The following is a 19,094-nucleotide window of genomic DNA, read 5'->3' on the forward strand; positions in this document are numbered from 1 at the left end:
TTAGAAAGTAATAAAGTCGAAAGGAGGGATTAATTAAGAATAGGGTTTTCTTTATGACCTTCGGCTTTTGACTTTTTACTATATGTTCTGTCCCAATCTTTCCAAATGGGTTCGTATCCTTTATTGCTAATTATTTTGGCAATTTCCTCGGCGGAACGTTCATCGCTAATCTCAAATTGTTCCAAGGATTGAGGGTCAACAACGTAACCACCCGGATTGGTCTTGGAACCCGCACTCATACTGGTTACTCCAATTGGGATGATATTATTTCTGAAGTTTTCGTTTTCTCGAGTAGATATTGAAATCTCCAAATCTTCATTCCATAAGCGATAAGCACAAATGAGTTGTGTCAAATCTTTATCGTCCATAATAAAGTTGGGTTCAATAATTCCTTCTGCTGGGCGCAATCTCGGGAATGAAACCGAATATTTCGTTTGCCAATATGTTTTCTGTAAATAGTCTAAATGCAGGGCATTAAAAAAACTATCTGTTCTCCAATCTTCCAAACCGAGTAACACACCCAATCCAATCTTGTGAATTCCTGCTTTTCCAATTCTGTCGGGTGTTTCCAATCGATAATCAAAATTAGATTTTTTGCCTTTGGTGTGATACTTTTTATATACCTCCTGATGATACGTTTCTTGATATACTAAAACCGAATAGACTCCAGCTTCATGTAATCGTTGGTATTCTTCAGTAGATAGGGGCTGGACTTCTACAGAAATGGTTGAGAATTGTTCTTTTATTTGGTCAATCGCATTTAGAAAATAATTGATGTTTACGGTGTAATTAGCCTCGCCGGTAACCAATAGTACATGATCAAAGCCTGTCTCTTTCAAAGCCTCAACTTCTAGTTTTATTTCAGCATCGGATAATGTTTTGCGTTTGATTTTATTGTCTAAACTAAATCCGCAATAAGTACAAATGTTTTGACATTCGTTGCTCAAATACAATGGAGCATACATCTGTATAGTTTTTCCAAAGCGTTTTTTGGTCAATTCGTGGCATTCTTGTGCCATTTGCTCCAAATAGACTGTGGCTGCTGGCGAAATCAAAGTGATAAAATCATCTAGATTTCTTTTGCTTTTAGCCAATACCTGTTCTACCTGCCTTGTGGTTGTTTGGTATATTCTGGTTTGAATGGTGTCCCAATCATAATTCCCAAAAACCGATTTGAATGTTTTCATTTCATTTTGTTTTTTACGAAATCTGTGAGTTGTTATCTTGTACGCAGATTTTGATGATTTCCGCAGATTTTTATAATGAGTGTCTTTTAATTTTGGTCTGAGTAAATATGTTTGTGTTTTTTTTGTATGTAAATTCAGCTGATCTTGTTGATTTTTATTTGCGTGAATCTGCAAAATCTGCGTACCATTTAAAATATATTATTCATATAAAAAAGCGGTCAAAGGACTTGAGGCTACTGCTTGTTTGTATTGTTGTCCCAGTTTCGCTTCAAATGCTTTTCTTCCTGAAATTACGGCTTCTTTAAAGGCTTCAGCCATTAATTTAGGATTTCCAGCTACTGCAATTGCTGTATTTACCAGTACAGCATCCGCTCCCATTTCCATGGCTTTGGCTGCATCAGATGGAGCGCCAATGCCAGCATCAATAATTACCGGAACCTTGCTTTGTTCTATTATTATTTCTAGAAAATCTATTGTTTTTAATCCTTTGTTGCTACCAATGGGAGAGCCCAATGGCATTACTGCGGTAGTTCCAGCATTTTCTAGATGTTTACATAAAACCGGATCAGCATGTATGTAAGGCAAAACGATGAATCCTAATTTAGCCAATGCTTCAGTTGCTTTTAGGGTTTCTATAGCATCAGGCATTAAGTATTTAGGATCTGGATGAATTTCAAGTTTTAACCAATTGGTTTCTAAAGCTTCTCTGGCCAATTGTGCCGCAAAAATGGCTTCTTTGGCATTTCTTGCTCCCGAAGTGTTGGGTAATAAATTTATTCTAGGATGTTTTAAGTGATTTAAAATAGCATCGGTGTCGGTTTCTAAATCAATTCTTTTTAGCGCTACGGTTACCAATTCGCTTTCAGAAGATATAATGGCATCTTCCATTTCAGTATTTGAGCCAAATTTTCCAGTTCCTAAAAATAGTCTGGATTGTAGAGTTTTGTCTCCTATTTTAAATAATGACGTTGGCATATAATTTTTCGTTAAGTTGTGTGATGAGTTTGTTTTTTTGATCACTTTCGGTAATAATGCCCGAAACTGCAATACCATGAATTCCTGTTGTCATTAAAGCATCGACATTTTCTAATGTAATACCACCAATGGCATAAATTGGCATTTCTTTTTGCTTAGTATTGAGTTTGTTTATAATTGAACGATAACCGTCTAATCCTAAAATTGGACTTAAGTTTTCTTTTGTTTTTGTGAATTGAAAGGGGCCTAGGCCAATATAATCGCAGCCGTTATTAATATGATTTGTTATGTCTTCAAAAGTATTTGCGGTTGCTCCAATAATTTTGGTTTCTCCCAGAATAGCTCGCGCTTCTAGAATGCTTGTGTCAGTAAGTCCAAGATGAACACCATCAGCAGCTATTTGTTCAGCTAAATGTACATCATCGTTTATGATGAAGTTGGCTAGGTATTCTTCACACAAGAAATGTACGGCTTCTGCCAAAGCAAATGTTTTTTTTGGTTTTTGATTCTTGAATCGCATTTGTATCCAATCGCACCCATTGTCTAAAGCTTCGTGAATGTTGTACAATTGTTCTTTGATTGTGTCTCCTTGGGAGATGTATTGTAGTTTATTATACATAATGGTATCCTAGTTTAGTTGGGTTAGAAAGTAAAAAGTTTTCTATATATAGTTTTGCATTTTGACAAGCCATTTTTAAGTTTTGTCCTAATGCAAGATTGGCAGTAATTGCTGAGGAAAGAACACAGCCAGATCCGTGTTTTTCATAATAATTATCGATTTTTGGTAAAAGCTTGTAAAGATCGTCTTTGGTAAAAAGATAATCAACACCAGTTTCGTAAGGGTTGTGTCCTCCTTTTAGTAAAATTGAACAATAATTGGAATAGGACTTTGCAATAGTATGTGTATTGTCTTCTTCAGGATTAAAGTATTTGATTTCATTATAATTTGGTGTAATCAACTCGATTTGACTAAGAATTTTTGTTAGAATATTTTGATCCCGTAGGGATAAAAATTCAAAATTGGTTGAGGATTTTATAATTGGATCCCAAATGATTTTGATATTCGGTGAATGCTTTTTTAGAAAAATGATTATTTCATTCAAATAGTCAAATGAGGGTACTATGCCAATTTTGGCCACTCTAACAGGATAACTTGCCAAAAGGACCATTATAGATTCTACAACAAAATCAATAGGAGTCCATTGTATTCTATGAAACTCATTCTCGGTTTGTATTGTGTTTGCTGTATTGATTGCAAATCCAAGTACTTTGTGTTGCTCAAAAGTTTTGATATCTGCCAAAACTCCCGCACCACCCGAAGGATCAAATCCCGCTATTGTTAAAACGATTGGATGATTTTCTGACATGATTTAAAATTTTCGATGGGATTGTTCCGATTCCAAATGGTTCCTAAAATGGCTACTTTATCAAACCCTTTTTTTAATGTTTTTTTGATGTTTTTAGATTCTATTCCGCCCAAAGCAACGAGTGAAGTCGAATAATTGTTACGATTTTTAATAGTTTCAAGTAGATTTACTTTAGAAAAATAATTTTCTTTAGATATACTTGGATAGACCGGTGCTAAAAAGGCATATTCGAAACTATCGTCTAATTCATTAAAATCTTCAATGGAGTGAACTGATGTCGACAATCGGAAACCTTTTTTTGTATGCTGAGCAAAGGGCAAGTTATTAGGTAGCATTAGTGTTACTTTTCGCTTGCTTTCGCTAAAATGAATACGATTAATACCAAATTCTTCGGCAATATCATAATGACTGTGTAAAACCAAACGATCTCTGTAGTTGGAATTGATGTTCAAAAGAAATTGTTTCATTTGGGAAATTCCAAAATGAGGTTTTCGAACATGAAATAACATTAGACCTTCCTCAAAAAGAGAATGAATAATGTTGATTTCGTTATCTACTGTAATTGGATTTGAAATTACAATCATTTTTTTGATTTAAGAATTGAAAGATTGAAAGATGGTTTAAATACAAGATTTTTTAATCTTTCAATCTTTCTATCAATTTTAAATATAAATTTCTTTGCCTTGTTCGATGAATTCTTCTGACTTCTCTTGCATTCCTTTTTCGGCTTCGGCAACATCACGTATTTCCTGTGAAATTTTCATTGAGCAAAATTTAGGACCGCACATAGAACAAAAATGCGCCACTTTTGCACCGTCAGCAGGTAGAGTTTCATCATGAAATTCTCTTGCTGTATCTGGATCTAATGATAAATTGAATTGATCTTCCCAGCGGAATTCAAATCGTGCTTTGCTTAATGCATTGTCACGGTATTGTGACCCAGGGTGTCCTTTGGCTAAGTCGGCAGCGTGTGCGGCAATTTTATAGGTTATTACTCCGTCTTTTACGTCTTTTTTATTTGGCAAACCAAGATGTTCTTTTGGAGTAACATAACATAACATAGCACATCCGTACCAACCAATCATTGCAGCTCCAATTGCTGAGGTAATGTGATCGTAACCAGGTGCAATGTCTGTTGTAAGTGGGCCTAATGTGTAAAATGGAGCTTCATCACAATGTTCCAATTGTTTCTCCATATTTTCTTTGATCATGTGCATTGGGACGTGACCAGGACCTTCGATAAATACTTGAACATCATGTTTCCAAGCAATTTTAGCTAATTCACCAAGAGTTTCTAATTCTGCAAATTGCGCAGCATCATTGGCATCTGCAATAGAACCAGGACGTAAGCCATCTCCAAGAGAAAAGGCAACATCGTATTGTTTCATGATTTCGCAAATGTCCTCGAAGTGAGTGTAAAGAAAGTTTTCTTTGTGGTGAAACAAACACCATTTTGCCATAATAGAACCACCACGGGAAACAATACCTGTTACACGTTCTGCAGTTAAGTGAATATAGCGCAATAAAACTCCAGCATGGATAGTGAAATAAGAAACTCCCTGTTCTGCTTGCTCAATAAGAGTGTCGCGAAAGACTTCCCAAGTCAGATCTTCGGCAATTCCGTTTACTTTTTCTAGAGCTTGATATATAGGCACCGTCCCGATTGGTACTGGTGAGTTACGAATAATCCATTCTCTGGTTTCGTGTATGTTTTTTCCGGTTGATAAGTCCATGATGGTGTCGGCACCCCAACGGCAAGCCCAGACAGCTTTCTCTACTTCTTCCTCAATACTTGAAGTAACAGCACTGTTCCCAATGTTTGCATTTATTTTAACCAAAAAGTTACGACCTACAATCATAGGTTCACTTTCTGGATGGTTGATGTTATTAGGGATAATGGCACGACCACGAGCTACTTCGCTTCTTACGAATTCAGGTGTGATTTTGCTTTTTGGAGTTTTGGCGCCAAAGCTGTTTCCTGCGTGTTGGCATTGCATCGCTTTGGTTTGCTCATTCAATTGCTCGATGCGTTGGTTTTCACGAATAGCAATGTATTCCATTTCAGGAGTGATGATGCCTTGTTTTGCGTAATGCAATTGGGATACATTAGCTCCTTTTTTGGCACGCATAGGTTTGTGTAAATATTCAAAACGCAAATGATCCAGTTTCTCGTTATTCAAACGGGATTTTCCGTAATCCGATGAGATTTCAGTTAGTTCTTCCACATCATTACGGTCTAGAATCCATTGCTCGCGAATGCGTGGCAATCCTTTTCGAACATCAATATCTATGTTTGGATCAGTGTATGGACCAGAAGTGTCATAAACGGTTACTGATGGATTTTTTTCGATTCTTCCGTTGGATAATTTAGTATCTGCTAGTGAAATTTCACGCATGGCTACTTTAATCGGATGTATTTCGCCTTCGATATATACTTTTTTTGAGTTAGGGAAAGGGGCTCTTGAGATTTTTTCTTCGTTGCTCATTTTATTTTTTATTTTTTATTGAAAGATTGAAAGATTGAAAGATTGAAAGATTGAAAGATTGAAAGATTGAAAGATTGAAAGATTGAAAGATTGAAAGATTGAAAGATTCGAATCGTTAAATTCTTAAATCTTCCAATTTTTAAATTTATTATCCGCCTTGTGTGGCAGAAATGATAAGAATATCGTCGGTTGGATTGAGGAAATGATTATTCCAGTTGTTTTTTGGAATAACTGTAGCATTGATCGCTATGGCGATTCCGTTTTGTTTTTCGGGAAGTTCCAAGTCAAGAAGTGCTTGAACAGTTAGGCTGTCAAGAGCAAATTGTTTGATTTGATTGTTAATTTTTAGTTCCATTCCTTTTTGAATTTAGTATAAGTTATACTTTAGGAATGGCTATAGGAGTACGCAATGGTACACGGAAGTCATCTTACTTTTCCCTACGCTAGTATGAACTAGATCAGGTTCAGAGGGTAAAATCTCAGCCTACAATTGTAGACACCCCTAAAGTTTGGAGCAAATGTAATTAAAAAAGTTTAGAAGTTTAAAAAGTTTAATGTTTAAAACTTTTTGAAGTCTTGATATTTTTGTGATATTTCTGAAAGGCAAATTTGTCTTTTGGTAACTAATTTCTCTTCCAGCAATCGGCTATATGGTCATCTACCATACCAGTGGCTTGCATGTGGGCATATACTACTGTTGAACCAACAAATTTGAACCCACGTTTTTTTAAGTCCTTACTAATAGCGTCAGACAGGGGAGTTGTGGCTTGAACTTCACTTAAACTTTTTCGATTGTTTATAATAGGTTTTCCATCTACAAAGCCCCAAATGTATTTGGAAAAACTGCCAAATTCATCTTGCACTTTCATAAAGGCTATAGCGTTTGAAATTGCGGAACGTATTTTTAATTGGTTACGAATGATGCCTGGGTCCTGCATTAAATCCTGAACTTTGTCTTCGGAATAGCTAGCGATTTTTTTATAATCGAATGCATCAAAAGCTACTCTGAAATTTTCTCTTTTGTTGAGTATCGTGATCCAGCTCAATCCTGCCTGGAAAGTTTCCAGTATTAGAAATTCAAATAACTTCGAATCTTCATAAACGGGAACACCCCATTCTTCATCATGGTATTTTTGATATAATTCACTCGAATTACACCAGCCGCATCTTACAAGTTCTTTTTTCATTATTTATTTATCTCCCAGTGGTAGCCTTTTACTGACGGTATGTAGGCTGATCCGTTATTAAGTATTAATTCTGTGTATATTTTTTTGTTGTATTTGATGCCGATAGCTCCCCCGGAAACATAGGTTTTGTTTTTTTTGAAGGTGAAAATCATTGTGTCATTTTCGAATTCGGCATCCGAAACTTTTTCTACTAGCCAAGTAGATCCCCAATTGAAATATAATTTATTTGGACCAACACAGGTTACATGTTTAACGAGGTCTACTGCTTCTTTTGGGAATTTGTATTTTTGAATCAGTTCACTCTTAGTGTATGATTTACCCATTTCAGCATTTCTTAATAAATTTCGCAAGGGTGAGTTGATGATAACTTCTGCATTTTTTTCTGTTATGACATGAGTTAATGGGACATGTGATAGGTTAGGGTTGCTATCTTGATTGCTTTGAAATTGAGAAGTATTAGAATTTGGAATTTGTCTTTGTATAGCAGTGGCCAAACCTGAATCTTCGTGTGAACTATCTGTTTCTGGGTCTGATACTGATACTGATTCTGATTCTGTTGATTTTTTTATAGTATTATTTGTTTTTGTGGTTGTATTGCTAGGTATAGCAGTTGTAGCTTCTGGATAATCCATTTCTTTTTCTTTGGGCTCGTTTCTTCCACAACTAATTAGTAAAGCAAGAAATATAAAAGAAAATAGTGTTTTTAAATTCTTCATGGTCAGTGTTTAATGCTTTTGTTCTCAAATTTAACTTTTTTTAAATTCTAATGAAACCAAATATGGAAAAATGCAAAAAAAAATCCCAAACATTTAATGAATGGGATTTAATTATTCTAAGAATACGGTTATTAGATAAGTCTAATTGATTTGTTTTACACCTTTAGCGTTATCAAATACATAACTAACTAACCAAGCAATCTGACCTTGTTTAGCAAAATAGATCTTTTTATTTTGGATGTTAGGAATAACTTCAAGAGAAGTCTCCAAAAGGTTAAAAGCAGCTATTAATGATTTTTGCTGGTATGTTTTTAATACTTTTTGCATTTCTACATTACTTTCAGCACCTGTTACAAATCTTTGATAATTGTTTTCTGCAATTGTTCTGATTGCTAAAATGTCATCATATTGTACTTGAGTAAAGTTTTCTTCTGCTTTTACTCCAGTTGATAAGGTGTAGAAAGCCCAAGCTGCACCACCTGAGATGTAAACATTACTTTTTTCTTGAGATTCAGGTCTACTAATGTACATTTTTTTGAAACTCTCTCTCATAGAAGGCAAGTAGTCAAATAAGTTTTCACTGAATTCAAATATTGTTTTTTGTTTACATTTTTTATTGATAAGCTCAGTTAATGTAACAGTTCCTAAATCACATGAAATTGGGAAAAATACTGAAGAACCATTGATTTCTTTGGCATAACCTCCTTTTGTATTTCCTCCTCCAATGTCAATAATTACTGAACTTAAATAATTTTTAGGAGGTATACATCCTCTTAAAAGTAATTTAGCTTCAAGTGATGAAGAAATGATTTCAATTTTTTTGTTTGTTAATTCTTTAATTTTTGCCACTAAGTCATTAGTGTTGTTTGCTAAACCTACACCTGAAGAAGCAACAATGAAAATGTTTTTGTCTTCAATTCGGTATTCAGAAAGCATTTTTTTGTAGTTGTTGTAAACTACTGCACCAGCTTTGTCAATATCTTCTTGCAATAATGCACCGTCTATTCCAATACCAGCTGCGATACCTACGTTTTCAGTCCAAAACTCTTTTACATCGTAGGTGTTTCTTTTTAAATTTTCGACGTCAAGGACAGTCATTTTTATTCCTTTACTTCCTATCTCAATTCCGCCATATAGCTGGGCTTGTGCTGAATAGGAAAGAATAAAACAAGCTATCAAAATGTAAATTTTTTCTTTCATGTTCTTAATTGTTTGGGGTTTTTTGTTGTTTGCAAATCTATATTAAAAATATATGATTTCCTTTTTTTATTTACTTTTTTGTGTAACTTTTTTTTAAAGCTGATTTGTTATTTAATTGTTATTAAAATGTTTATTTTTTTTAACTTATTGATTGTTGGTTGATTTAAAAAAAAATCTATTTTTGCCAAGATAGAAAATTTTTTGCCCCAAAAAAACAAATGATTATGATAAAAAAATACCTCGACAATTTTAAAGATTTTCCAAAAGAGATTTGGATACTTACTTTAATTACATTCATCAACCGTGCAGGGACTATGGTGATACCTTTCTTGTCAAAATACATGAAAGAAAATTTGCAATTCACGTACAGTCAAATTGGCTGGGTTATGGTTTTCTTTGGAGTGGGTTCTATAATAGGAACTTGGCTTAGTGGTAAATTATCTGATAAAATTGGCTTTTATAAAGTCATGGTGTTCAGTTTGTTTACCAGTGGTATAGTGTTTATTTTGTTGCAATATGCAACCACTTTTGAAGCACTTTGTGTAGGTATACTTGTATTGACTACTGTTGCAGATATGTTTAGACCAGCTATGCTTGTATGTTTAAAAACGTTTACTAAAAAAGAAAACAGAGCTCGTGCTTTTGCATTAACGCGTGCAGCGGTTAACTTAGGATTCCTTTTCGGGCCAGTATTAGGTGGTTTGATTATTATGCAAATGGGTTATGAGTACATCTTTTATGTAGATGGAGCAACCTGTATATTAGCAATAATTGTTTTTATGCTTTTTGTTAAGGAAAAAGCGTTGCCTGTGAAGTTGAAAAAGCACCATGATGGTTATAAAAAGGTTTCAATAAGAAAAGATCGCCCTTTTATGTTACATTTATTGATCTGTATGATAACTGGGATACTATTTTTTCAAATTTTCACCACATTACCATTGTATCATAAAGAACGTTTCAATATGTCGGAATTTGATAGTGGGTTACTTTTGAGTTTAAATGGACTTCTTATTTTGCTTTTTGAGCTTCCTATTGTGAATTATGTTATTAAAAATAAAATAGATAATCATAGAGTTATTTTTATTGGACTTTTGTTTATGTCTTCTAGCTTCTTGCTTTTGTTAATGCCTTGGGAAGCTACTTTGATTCCTATGATGTTGTTTATGACATTTGGTGTAATGTTGACTTTCCCATTTGCTAATTCATTTGCAATGGGGAGATCATATGAATCGCATGAAGGGAAATATATGGCTGCTTTTACAATGAGTTATAGTTTTGCTCATATTTTGAGCGCTAAAAGCGGAATGGAAATCATTCAAAGGTCTGGATATGATTCTAACTGGATATTTATGGCAGCTCTAGGATTGGTTGGTTCTTTACTAGTGTTTAAGTTGTTTGCTATGGTTGAGAAAGAAGAAGTAGATACGGATAAGAAAGTAGATGCTATTTTTCTTGATGAATAAAACGGGTCTGTTTTAATTTTATTTAGATTATAGAAACACTTAATCCTGAAAAGGGTTTTATTAGAATAAATTTTAAGCGGTAGTAACATTTTGTTTACTGCCGCTTTTTTTGTTTAATAAGGGCTGGTTTTTGCTTGTTTTTTGATAGTATTTTGAAAGGAGGATAATGTTTTAATCTTAATTAAGAAATGCTCTTGTTGTGTGTTGTAACAGCGTTTCGTGTAGCACTTGTATTTGAATTTATTTGTCGACCTAAAATGTGATTTAATGAAAAAATCCCATCTCGTAATAAACAAGATGGGATTTTATATTTTAAAACTAAATTAGATTATCCTAAAGTAACTCTTTTGAAACCTGAGATTTCAACGTTGAATCCTTTTACATAATCACCTACTTTTTTACTGTCATCTTTGATGAAGTTTTGATCTAATAAAGCTTTCTCTTGATCTAAAGTTGTATTATCAGAAATGAAACGCTGAATTTTTCCTGGAATAATTTTATCCCAAATTTGTTCTGGTTTTCCTTCGGCTTTTAATTCAGCTTTAGCATCTTCTTCAGCTTGTTTGATAACTTCTTCAGTTAATTGAGAGAAAGAAATGTATTTAGGAACATTTTTTAAAGTTTTTCCTAAACGTTTTGCCTCTTCATTTTCTTTTTCGATTATTGCAATACGAGCAGCAAGTTCAGAAGCAACGAAAGATGGGTCAAAATCTTTGTAAGATAATGTGTCAGCTCCCATAGAAGCAACTTGCATAGAGATGTCTTTAGTTAAAACGTCACCATTAGCAATTGGTGCAGAAATTGCAGTTAATGCAGCAATCTTGTTAACGTGAACATAAGATCCTACGAAAGCGCCTTCTAAAATTTCAAAGCCACCGATTTCGATTTTTTCACCGATAACACCAGTTTGCTCGATTAATTTTTCAGCAACAGTAATTCCGTTGAAATCTGAAGCTAAAAATTCCTCTTTTGAAGAAAAGTTAATAGCTCTTTCAACTAATTCTTTAGCTAAAGTTACGAAAGCTTCGTTTTTACCTACGAAATCTGTCTCACAGTTTAAAGTGATGATAGCTCCTTTAGTTTTGTCAGCATTAATAAAAGAAACAGCAGCTCCTTCTGAAGACTCACGGTCAGAACGGTTAGCAGCAACTTTTTGTCCTTTTTCTCTAAGGTTTTGTATAGCTTTATCGAAATCTCCATCAGCTTCAACTAAAGCTTTTTTACAGTCCATCATTCCGGCACCTGTAGTTTGTCTTAATTTATTTACGTCTGCAGCAGTAATTGTTGCCATAATATTTTGAATTTTAATGTTAAAAGTAAAAATTCCAATCTTCAAATCCCAAATTCCAACGTTATCAGATGGTTAAAAATCTGATTTTGGAATTTGGAATTTAAATTTGGAATTTAAAATTTGATTTATTCTTCAGTTGCTGGAGCCTCGTTAGCTTCAACTGCTGGAGCTTCAGCTTCAGCAACAACTTCATTAGCATCAGTTTCTTTATCAGAAGTTCTGTTTGCAAGACCATCGATAATTGAAGTAGTTACTAAAGATAAAATTTTATCAATTGATTTAGAAGCATCATCATTTGCAGGGATAACATAATCTACTTCACGTGGATCAGAGTTAGTATCAACCATTGCGAAAACTGGAATGTTTAATTTTTGTGCTTCTTTTATTGCGATGTGTTCAGCTTTGATATCTACTACGAACAATGCAGCAGGTAGTCTAGACATATCTGCGATTGATCCTAAGTTTTTCTCTAATTTAGCACGAAGACGATCAACTTGCAAACGCTCTTTTTTAGATAGAGTGTTGAAAGTACCATCTTTCTTCATTTTATCAATAGAAGACATTTTTTTAACTGCCTTTCTGATAGTTACGAAGTTAGTTAGCATTCCACCTGGCCATCTTTCAGTGATGTAAGGCATGTTTGCAGCTTTTGCTTTATCAGCAACGATGTCTTTTGCTTGTTTCTTGGTAGCAACAAATAATATTTTTCTACCTGATGCAGCGATTTTTTTCAAAGCTTCGTTAGCTTCTTCGATTTTTGCTGCAGTTTTATATAGATTGATAATGTGTATACCATTACGTTCCATATAAATGTAAGGAGCCATATTTGGGTCCCATTTTCTAGTCATGTGTCCAAAATGAACACCTGCTTCTAGTAATTCTTTTACTTCTACTTTGTTTGACATTTTTGTACTAGTTTACGTTCTGTTGATTAGCAATGTCCCGTTTTAGATTTAATGATTTAAAAATTCAAAGAGTTAAAAATTTTAGAGTCTAATTTTTTTAATTATTCAATTTTTAATCTTTTAATCCCGGTTTCATTTAGATGCTAAACTAATTTCCAACCTCGGCTGGACAACAACAACATTGTTTTAATTTTTTTAATACATTCTAGAATGTCTTGTACGAATAATACAAGACAGGTAATATTAACGTTTAGAGAATTGGAATCTCTTACGAGCTTTCTTCTGACCGAATTTCTTACGTTCAACCATTCTTGGGTCTCTAGTTAATAAACCTTCTGGTTTCAAGATAGCTCTGTTTTCAGCATTTACATCACACATAACACGTGCCAATGCCATTCTTACAGCTTCTGCTTGTCCATTTGAACCACCTCCATAAACGTTTACTTTTACGTCAAAGTTTGATGCGTTCTCTGTCATAGACATTGGTTGCAAAACTTTGTATTGTAAAGTTGCAGTTGGGAAATAAGTTGCGAATGGCTTTTTGTTTACAGTGATTACTCCTGTTCCTTCAGAAACATAAACACGTGCAACAGCGGTTTTTCTTCTACCGATTTTGTGAATAACTCCCATTACTTAAGATCGTTTAGGTTAACAGTTCTAGGTTTTTGAGCTCCTTGTTTGTGCTCTGAACCAACAACAACATTTAAATTTCTAAAAAGTTCAGCTCCTAATTTGTTTTTAGGTAACATCCCTTTTACAGCTTTCTCTACTAATAATGCAGGGTTTTTAGCTTGCAATACTTTGGCAGTTAAAGTTCTTTGTCCTCCAGGGTAACCAGTGTGACGGATGTATGTTTTCTCATCCATTTTGTTACCTGTAAGGTTGATTTTTTCTGCGTTGATAACGATTACGTTATCTCCACAGTCCACGTGTGGTGTATAACTTGGTTTGTATTTACCTCTTAAAATCATAGCGACTTTTGAAGCAAGACGACCTAAGTTATGACCGTCAGCGTCTACAACGATCCATTCTTTTGTAGAATTGGCTTTTGTTGCTGAAATTGTCTTGTAGCTTAATGCGTTCACAATAATATATTTTAATTAAACATTCCATCCCCAATAAAGGGGTTGCAAAAGTACAATTAATTATTTTAAATCCAAATAGCTTAATTGATTATTTTTCAATATGGTTGGTCCTGATTATCAAATGTATATTTAAGGTATTTTATTTTTATTTTTATTGAAGATCCTTTATTTGCAGTATTTTGCATCAAAAATCTTTTTGGTATAGTAAAATTTTTGTACTTTTCGCTTTTATCAGTTTAAATACTTGATTTTTTATTGCTTTTTTTACAATAATGAAGCTAAGTATTGAAAAATCCTAATTTTTTTATTTTAAAGTTTCTAAAATACCACCTAAATTCTAAATTCCAATGAAAGCAAAGGCTACATTAAAACAAATTGCGAAAGAACTTAATGTTTCAGTATCTACCGTTTCTAAAGCACTTAATGACAGTCCCGAGATTAGTGAACAAACAAAAATTAGAATTAAAGAATATGCAAAACTAAAAAATTACAAACCCAATGTTATCGGATTGAATCTAAAAAACAGAAAAACCAAAACCATTGGAGTAATTATTCCTAATATTTTAAACTCTTTTTTTGCAAAAGTATTTAGTGGAATAGAAAAAGTGGCTGATAAAAAAGGATACAATGTAATTATGTGTATCTCTAATGAGTCGATCGAAAAAGAAGCGCATACCTTAGAGATGTTGAGTAATGGTACTATTGATGGATTTATATTGTCAATTTCCGAAGAAGCTCAGAAGTTAGAAGATTACAATCATTTTAAACATACTATTGTTGATGGTACTCCTATTGTAATGTTTGACAGGACAACAGACGAGGTTGAGTGTGACAAGGTTATTGTAGATGATTTTGATTCAGGGTTAAATGCTACTCAGCATTTGATCGATTTAGGATGCAAGAATATCGCGATGTTTTCTTCGATAGATAATTTAAGTGTTGGTAAGTTAAGAGCTGATGGTTATTTTAAAGCTTTGAAAGATAATAATATTACAGTAAATGAAAACATTATTGTACGTACGGATACAGAACTTGATTTAAAGGAACAAATAGAGGAAGTTTATTCCAATAATCTTGTTGATGGTGTTTTTGCTTTGGATGAGAATGATTCGGTTGCCGCGCTAAAAATAGGAGTCAAAAAAGGATATAAAATTCCAAAGGATCTTAAAATTATTGGTTTTGCTGATGGTATCCTAGCTTCTAGACGTTTGTCGCCTAGTTTGACTACAGTAAGTCAACACGGTGTTGAAATTGGAGAAGTAGCCGCAAAATTACTCATCAAAAGATTGGAGTCTGAAGAAGAGGAGGAAAGTCCGTATGAAACGTTAGTGATTAGAACAAAGCTTAAAGAAAGAGAATCTACCGGAAGAGTGTAAAGAGTCTAAAAATATAGAACTTAAACATAAAAAAGGCAATCAAGAAAAAATCTGATTGCCTTTTTTTATGTTTAAAAGTGAGTGCTTATCTAAAAATTATTTTTTGTTCTTTTTCCCTCCATTTCCATTGTTCGAATTGTATGCTTTTTCACTTTTTTTATCATCATTGTTTTTTGCAGGTTTGGCTACTTTGTATTTCTCTTTGTGCTTAGAATTTTCTTTCCAAGGATCGTCTCCCTCAAAATCAAAGTCATTATAGCTTCCTACTAAATGTATAGAAGTAGGTAAATTGACTACTGTAGTCCATCTGCCAGCTGTAAAGTAGGTGTATCTCTTGACTATCGGGTCAAAATATACATTGGCTTCCGGATAATATCTGTATTTCTTTTTCACTCCGTGAGCTTTTGCGTGAGCCGGCGGGTTTTGTGCATTAACGACACATGTACCTACTCCGATAAAAAACACAAAAAATAAAATAATGGTTTTGATAGTTTTTCTCATAATAATTTTTTTGGTTGATAAAAAGTATTAGTAATCAAAAGATTAAAGGTAATGAATTAGTTTTTATTTTTTATAAGAGAATTTAGATGATGTTGGGTTTTGGTTATAGTATTTGGTTTAGTTCTCCGTGATTTCTTTTGTAGAGCTTTGTTTATAATGTTTTTGCTTTCCACAAAAAAAGTTGAATTGTCTTAAAAAAAACAGGAATCATGTTTAGCGAATAGCCATAATGATTCCTGTTTTAACTGAGTATTAAAAACTAGAGATAGTAGATTAAAATCAATGTGCTTCTAACCAATCTTTTCCTGAGCCTATTTCTACATCCAACGGAACAGCCATTGCAAAGGCATTTTCCATTTCGTGTTTAATCATTGGCTGGATTTTTTCGAGTTCAGAATTATGAACATCGAACACAAGCTCATCATGAACCTGTAATAGCATTTTGCTTTTCCAGTTTTCTGAGGTGAGTTTCTTGTGAATGTTAATCATTGCAATTTTTATAATATCGGCGGCGCTTCCTTGAATTGGAGCATTCACAGCATTTCTTTCTGCAGCACTACGGACAACAGCATTGGCCGAATTGATGTCTTTCAAATAACGGCGACGGCCTGATATGGTTTGGACATAGCCATTTTTTCTGGCAAAATCCACTTGATTAGACATATATGATTTTAGCTTAGGATAAGTTGCATAATAAGCATCGATTAACTCGGCACTTTCTTTTCTTGAAAGCGACGTTTGATTACTTAAACCAAAAGCCGAAACACCATAGATAATTCCAAAATTCACTGTTTTAGCATTACTACGTTGCTCTTTTGTAACTTCTTCTAACGAAACATGAAAAACTTTTGCAGCTGTACTTCTGTGAATGTCTTCTTTGTTTTGGAAAGCTTTGATCATATTTTCTTCACCAGACAGAGCGGCAATAATTCGTAATTCTATTTGCGAATAATCCGCAGAAACCAAGGTGTAATTTTCATCACGGGCAATAAATGCTTTTCGGATCAATCGGCCTCTTTCGGTACGAATCGGAATGTTTTGTAAATTCGGATTGTTTGAACTTAAACGCCCCGTCGCGGCAACAGTTTGCATATAATCTGTGTGGACACGTCCTGTTTTTGAATCAACTTGGGTAGGCAATGCATCAATATAAGTGCTTTGTAATTTTACCATTTGTCTCCATTCGAGGATGTCACGAACAATTTCATTGTCATTGGCTAGATAAGACAAAACTTCTTCGCCAGTGGCGTATTGGCCGGTTTTAGTTTTCTTTTGTTTGGTTCCGCCAATTTTTAATTTTTCGAATAAAATATCACCCAGTTGTTTTGGTGAAGCCAAGTTAAATTTCTCGCCTGCAGTTTCGTAGATTTTTTGTTCCAGTGCATTACTTTCGGTTGCCATTTCAACAGACATCGATTTTAAGAAAGGAACATCAAGATTGATTCCTTCTAATTCCATTGCGGCTAAAACAGGTATTAATGGAATTTCGATTTCGTCAAATAGTTTTTTGGTTTCGGCTTTGTCGAGAATCGGGCTGAAATTTTGCTTCAACTGATAGGTGACGTCTGCGTCTTCGGCAGCATATTCTTTGATATCTTCTAAGGCTACCTCACGCATTGATTTTTGACCTTTTCCTTTTTTGCCAATTAAATCTTCGATGGATTTTGGCGAATATTTCAAATAGGTTTCAGACAACACATCCATATTATGACGCATATCAGGATTGATTAAATAATGCGCAATCATTGTATCGAATAGTTTTCCTTTTATTTGGATACCATAATTCGAAAGAATTTTTAAATCGTATTTTACGTTTTGACCAATTTTTTCGATGTTCTCATTTTCAAAGAAAGCTTTGAATTTGTCAGCTAAAATTTGAGCCTCTTCCTGGTTTTCAGGAAACGGAACATAAAAGGCTTTCCCTTTTTCGAAAGAAAATGACATTCCAACCAGTTCAGCATTCAAGGCATCAATTCCGGTAGTTTCAGTGTCAAAGCATACGGAAGTTTGATTGAGTAGATTTTGCAACAACAATTTTACGGCAAAATCACCTTGAATTGTTTGGTAAAAATGTTCTGTGTTTTCTAAAGTGGCATAATGCGAACTTGATTTTACCTCGCCAGTTTCTTCATCCGAAAATCCAAATAAATCAAATTGGTCTTCATTAGATTTCTTAGAGGGAGCTTTTTTAGCTGGTTGAGATTGGTCAGAAGTTCCATTTCCGTTCGTTTCAATCTCGTCATATTCTTTTCCGGTTCCAAAGAATTTATCAAACTGAGCTTTCATTTGGCGAAATTCCAATTCTTGGAATAATTCGTCTGTTTTTTCAACATCTGGTTTAGATAATTCGTAGTCACTTGCATTAAATTGAACTGGGCAATCGAGCAAAATAGCGGCTAATTTTTTAGACAAAATTCCTTTGTCGGCATTAGCTTCAATTTTTTCTTTCATCGCGCCTTTTAGTTTGTCAGTATTAGCCAAAAGGTTTTCCATCGAACCAAATTCCTTAAGTAGTTTTTTGGCTGTTTTTTCTCCAACACCTGGTAAGCCCGGTATGTTATCGGCAGCATCCCCCATCATTCCCAAATAGTCGATTACTTGTTCTGGGCGTTCTATTTCGAATTTTTCTAAAACTTCTGGGATTCCCCATATTTCTATGTCGTTCCCCATTCTTGCAGGTTTGTACATAAAAATATTTTCGGAAACCAATTGTGCAAAATCCTTATCTGGAGTTACCATAAAAACTTTGTAATCTTCTTTTTCTGCCTGTTTGGCCAAAGTTCCTATTAAGTCATCGGCCTCAAAACCCGGAACTTCGATAATAGGAATGTGCATTGCTTTTAATAATTCCTGAATATAAGGAACGGCTATTTTTATGGCCTCTGGGGTTTCGTCACGATTGGCTTTGTATTCTTGGTACATTTCGTAGCGATAGGTGCTTCCACCTTTATCGAATGCTACTGCTAAATGGTCGGGTTTCTCTCTTTTGATAACATCCATCAAGGCATTCATAAATCCCATAATGGCGGATGTGTCCATTCCTTTGGAATTGATTCTTGGGTTTTTTATAAAGGCGAAATAGCCGCGAAAGATAAGCGCGTATGCGTCGAGTAGAAAAAGTCTTTTTTGGGTTGACATAAAAATAATATTAGTCTGTAAAAATAAACAATTGGGTTTTAAAAATGATTCGGTTCTTAAAATTAATTTGATTGAACTTATAAGTGATTTATGATATTAATATTGCCAAACTTCTTTAGTAATTATTGTTTAGAAACCAATATTTGTTGTAAATCGTTAATCTAAAGTTAAAAAAATTAAGATGTAAGTTTTCTTCATTTTCTCTTCATTTTGCGAA

18 protein-coding genes and 1 riboswitch are annotated in these 19,094 nt (G+C 34.0%); of the genes, 2 read left to right on the top strand and 16 right to left on the bottom strand.

The window, feature by feature from the left end; all coding sequences use genetic code 11:
- Positions 1 to 29: 29 nt before the first annotated feature.
- From thiH to OZP08_RS05905, 10 genes are all read right to left on the bottom strand, one after another.
- Positions 30 to 1,187, bottom strand: a complete 1,158-nt coding sequence (thiH, locus tag OZP08_RS05860; protein WP_281323214.1) for a 2-iminoacetate synthase ThiH — start codon at positions 1,185 to 1,187, stop codon at positions 30 to 32.
- A 198-nt stretch (positions 1,188 to 1,385) separates the two neighbouring features.
- The gene (locus tag OZP08_RS05865) at positions 1,386 to 2,162 is read right to left on the bottom strand and encodes a thiazole synthase (RefSeq protein ID WP_268848733.1); all 777 of its coding nucleotides are present in this window, start codon (positions 2,160 to 2,162) and stop codon (positions 1,386 to 1,388) included.
- Positions 2,143 to 2,781: a thiamine phosphate synthase gene (locus OZP08_RS05870; RefSeq protein ID WP_281323215.1), complete on the bottom strand. Its 639-nt coding sequence runs from the start codon at positions 2,779 to 2,781 to the stop codon at positions 2,143 to 2,145. Before OZP08_RS05870 ends, OZP08_RS05865 begins: the two co-directional genes overlap by 20 nt.
- The gene (locus OZP08_RS05875; RefSeq protein WP_268848734.1) at positions 2,774 to 3,529 is read right to left on the bottom strand and encodes a hydroxymethylpyrimidine/phosphomethylpyrimidine kinase; all 756 of its coding nucleotides are present in this window, start codon (positions 3,527 to 3,529) and stop codon (positions 2,774 to 2,776) included. Before OZP08_RS05875 ends, OZP08_RS05870 begins: the two co-directional genes overlap by 8 nt.
- Positions 3,502 to 4,113 (bottom strand): thiamine phosphate synthase, encoded by a 612-nt coding sequence (locus OZP08_RS05880; protein ID WP_268848735.1) that lies wholly within the window; start codon positions 4,111 to 4,113, stop codon positions 3,502 to 3,504. Before OZP08_RS05880 ends, OZP08_RS05875 begins: the two co-directional genes overlap by 28 nt.
- 78 nt (positions 4,114 to 4,191) lie before the next feature.
- Positions 4,192 to 6,015, bottom strand: a complete 1,824-nt coding sequence (thiC, locus tag OZP08_RS05885) for a phosphomethylpyrimidine synthase ThiC (RefSeq protein WP_268848736.1) — start codon at positions 6,013 to 6,015, stop codon at positions 4,192 to 4,194.
- A 148-nt stretch (positions 6,016 to 6,163) separates the two neighbouring features.
- The gene (gene thiS / locus OZP08_RS05890) at positions 6,164 to 6,370 is read right to left on the bottom strand and encodes a sulfur carrier protein ThiS (protein WP_268848737.1); all 207 of its coding nucleotides are present in this window, start codon (positions 6,368 to 6,370) and stop codon (positions 6,164 to 6,166) included.
- A gap of 63 nt (positions 6,371 to 6,433) precedes the next feature.
- Positions 6,434 to 6,529, bottom strand: a riboswitch (TPP riboswitch).
- A 109-nt stretch (positions 6,530 to 6,638) separates the two neighbouring features.
- Positions 6,639 to 7,202 (bottom strand): DNA-3-methyladenine glycosylase I, encoded by a 564-nt coding sequence (locus tag OZP08_RS05895; protein ID WP_268848738.1) that lies wholly within the window; start codon positions 7,200 to 7,202, stop codon positions 6,639 to 6,641.
- Positions 7,202 to 7,918, bottom strand: a complete 717-nt coding sequence (locus OZP08_RS05900) for a hypothetical protein (protein WP_268848739.1) — start codon at positions 7,916 to 7,918, stop codon at positions 7,202 to 7,204. Before OZP08_RS05900 ends, OZP08_RS05895 begins: the two co-directional genes overlap by 1 nt.
- 141 nt (positions 7,919 to 8,059) lie before the next feature.
- Positions 8,060 to 9,118, bottom strand: a complete 1,059-nt coding sequence (locus tag OZP08_RS05905; protein ID WP_268848740.1) for a Ppx/GppA phosphatase family protein — start codon at positions 9,116 to 9,118, stop codon at positions 8,060 to 8,062.
- A 224-nt stretch (positions 9,119 to 9,342) separates the two neighbouring features.
- Between OZP08_RS05905 and OZP08_RS05910 the strand changes: the two genes are divergently transcribed.
- A complete protein-coding gene (locus OZP08_RS05910) occupies positions 9,343 to 10,581 on the top strand; it encodes an MFS transporter (protein WP_268848741.1) in 1,239 nt (412 codons plus the stop codon).
- A 328-nt stretch (positions 10,582 to 10,909) separates the two neighbouring features.
- On the opposite strand, the gene tsf is transcribed toward OZP08_RS05910, so the two are convergent.
- The 4 genes from tsf to rplM all read right to left on the bottom strand — a co-directional run bounded on the left by tsf (position 10,910) and on the right by rplM (position 13,862).
- A complete protein-coding gene (gene tsf / locus OZP08_RS05915) occupies positions 10,910 to 11,872 on the bottom strand; it encodes a translation elongation factor Ts (RefSeq protein WP_268848742.1) in 963 nt (320 codons plus the stop codon).
- 125 nt (positions 11,873 to 11,997) lie between these two features.
- Positions 11,998 to 12,777: a 30S ribosomal protein S2 gene (gene rpsB / locus OZP08_RS05920; RefSeq protein ID WP_268848743.1), complete on the bottom strand. Its 780-nt coding sequence runs from the start codon at positions 12,775 to 12,777 to the stop codon at positions 11,998 to 12,000.
- Between the two features lie 243 nt (positions 12,778 to 13,020).
- Entirely contained in the window at positions 13,021 to 13,407 is a 387-nt protein-coding gene (gene rpsI, locus OZP08_RS05925) for a 30S ribosomal protein S9 (RefSeq protein ID WP_268848744.1), read from the bottom strand.
- On the bottom strand, positions 13,407 to 13,862 hold the full coding sequence (gene rplM / locus OZP08_RS05930) for a 50S ribosomal protein L13 (protein WP_268848745.1): 456 nt from the start codon (positions 13,860 to 13,862) through the stop codon (positions 13,407 to 13,409). The genes rpsI and rplM overlap by 1 nt, the downstream gene beginning before the upstream one ends.
- A gap of 347 nt (positions 13,863 to 14,209) precedes the next feature.
- Between rplM and OZP08_RS05935 the strand changes: the two genes are divergently transcribed.
- Positions 14,210 to 15,238, top strand: a complete 1,029-nt coding sequence (locus OZP08_RS05935) for a LacI family DNA-binding transcriptional regulator (RefSeq protein ID WP_281323216.1) — start codon at positions 14,210 to 14,212, stop codon at positions 15,236 to 15,238.
- 96 nt (positions 15,239 to 15,334) lie between these two features.
- Here the strand turns inward: OZP08_RS05935 and OZP08_RS05940 are convergent, their stop codons facing one another.
- Positions 15,335 to 15,739, bottom strand: a complete 405-nt coding sequence (locus OZP08_RS05940) for a hypothetical protein (protein WP_281323217.1) — start codon at positions 15,737 to 15,739, stop codon at positions 15,335 to 15,337.
- Between the two features lie 279 nt (positions 15,740 to 16,018).
- Positions 16,019 to 18,877 (bottom strand): DNA polymerase I, encoded by a 2,859-nt coding sequence (gene polA / locus OZP08_RS05945; protein ID WP_281323218.1) that lies wholly within the window; start codon positions 18,875 to 18,877, stop codon positions 16,019 to 16,021.
- Positions 18,878 to 19,094: the final 217 nt, after the last annotated feature.

Source organism: Flavobacterium aestivum (assembly GCF_026870175.2).
In the GTDB taxonomy this organism is placed as follows: domain Bacteria; phylum Bacteroidota; class Bacteroidia; order Flavobacteriales; family Flavobacteriaceae; genus Flavobacterium; species Flavobacterium aestivum.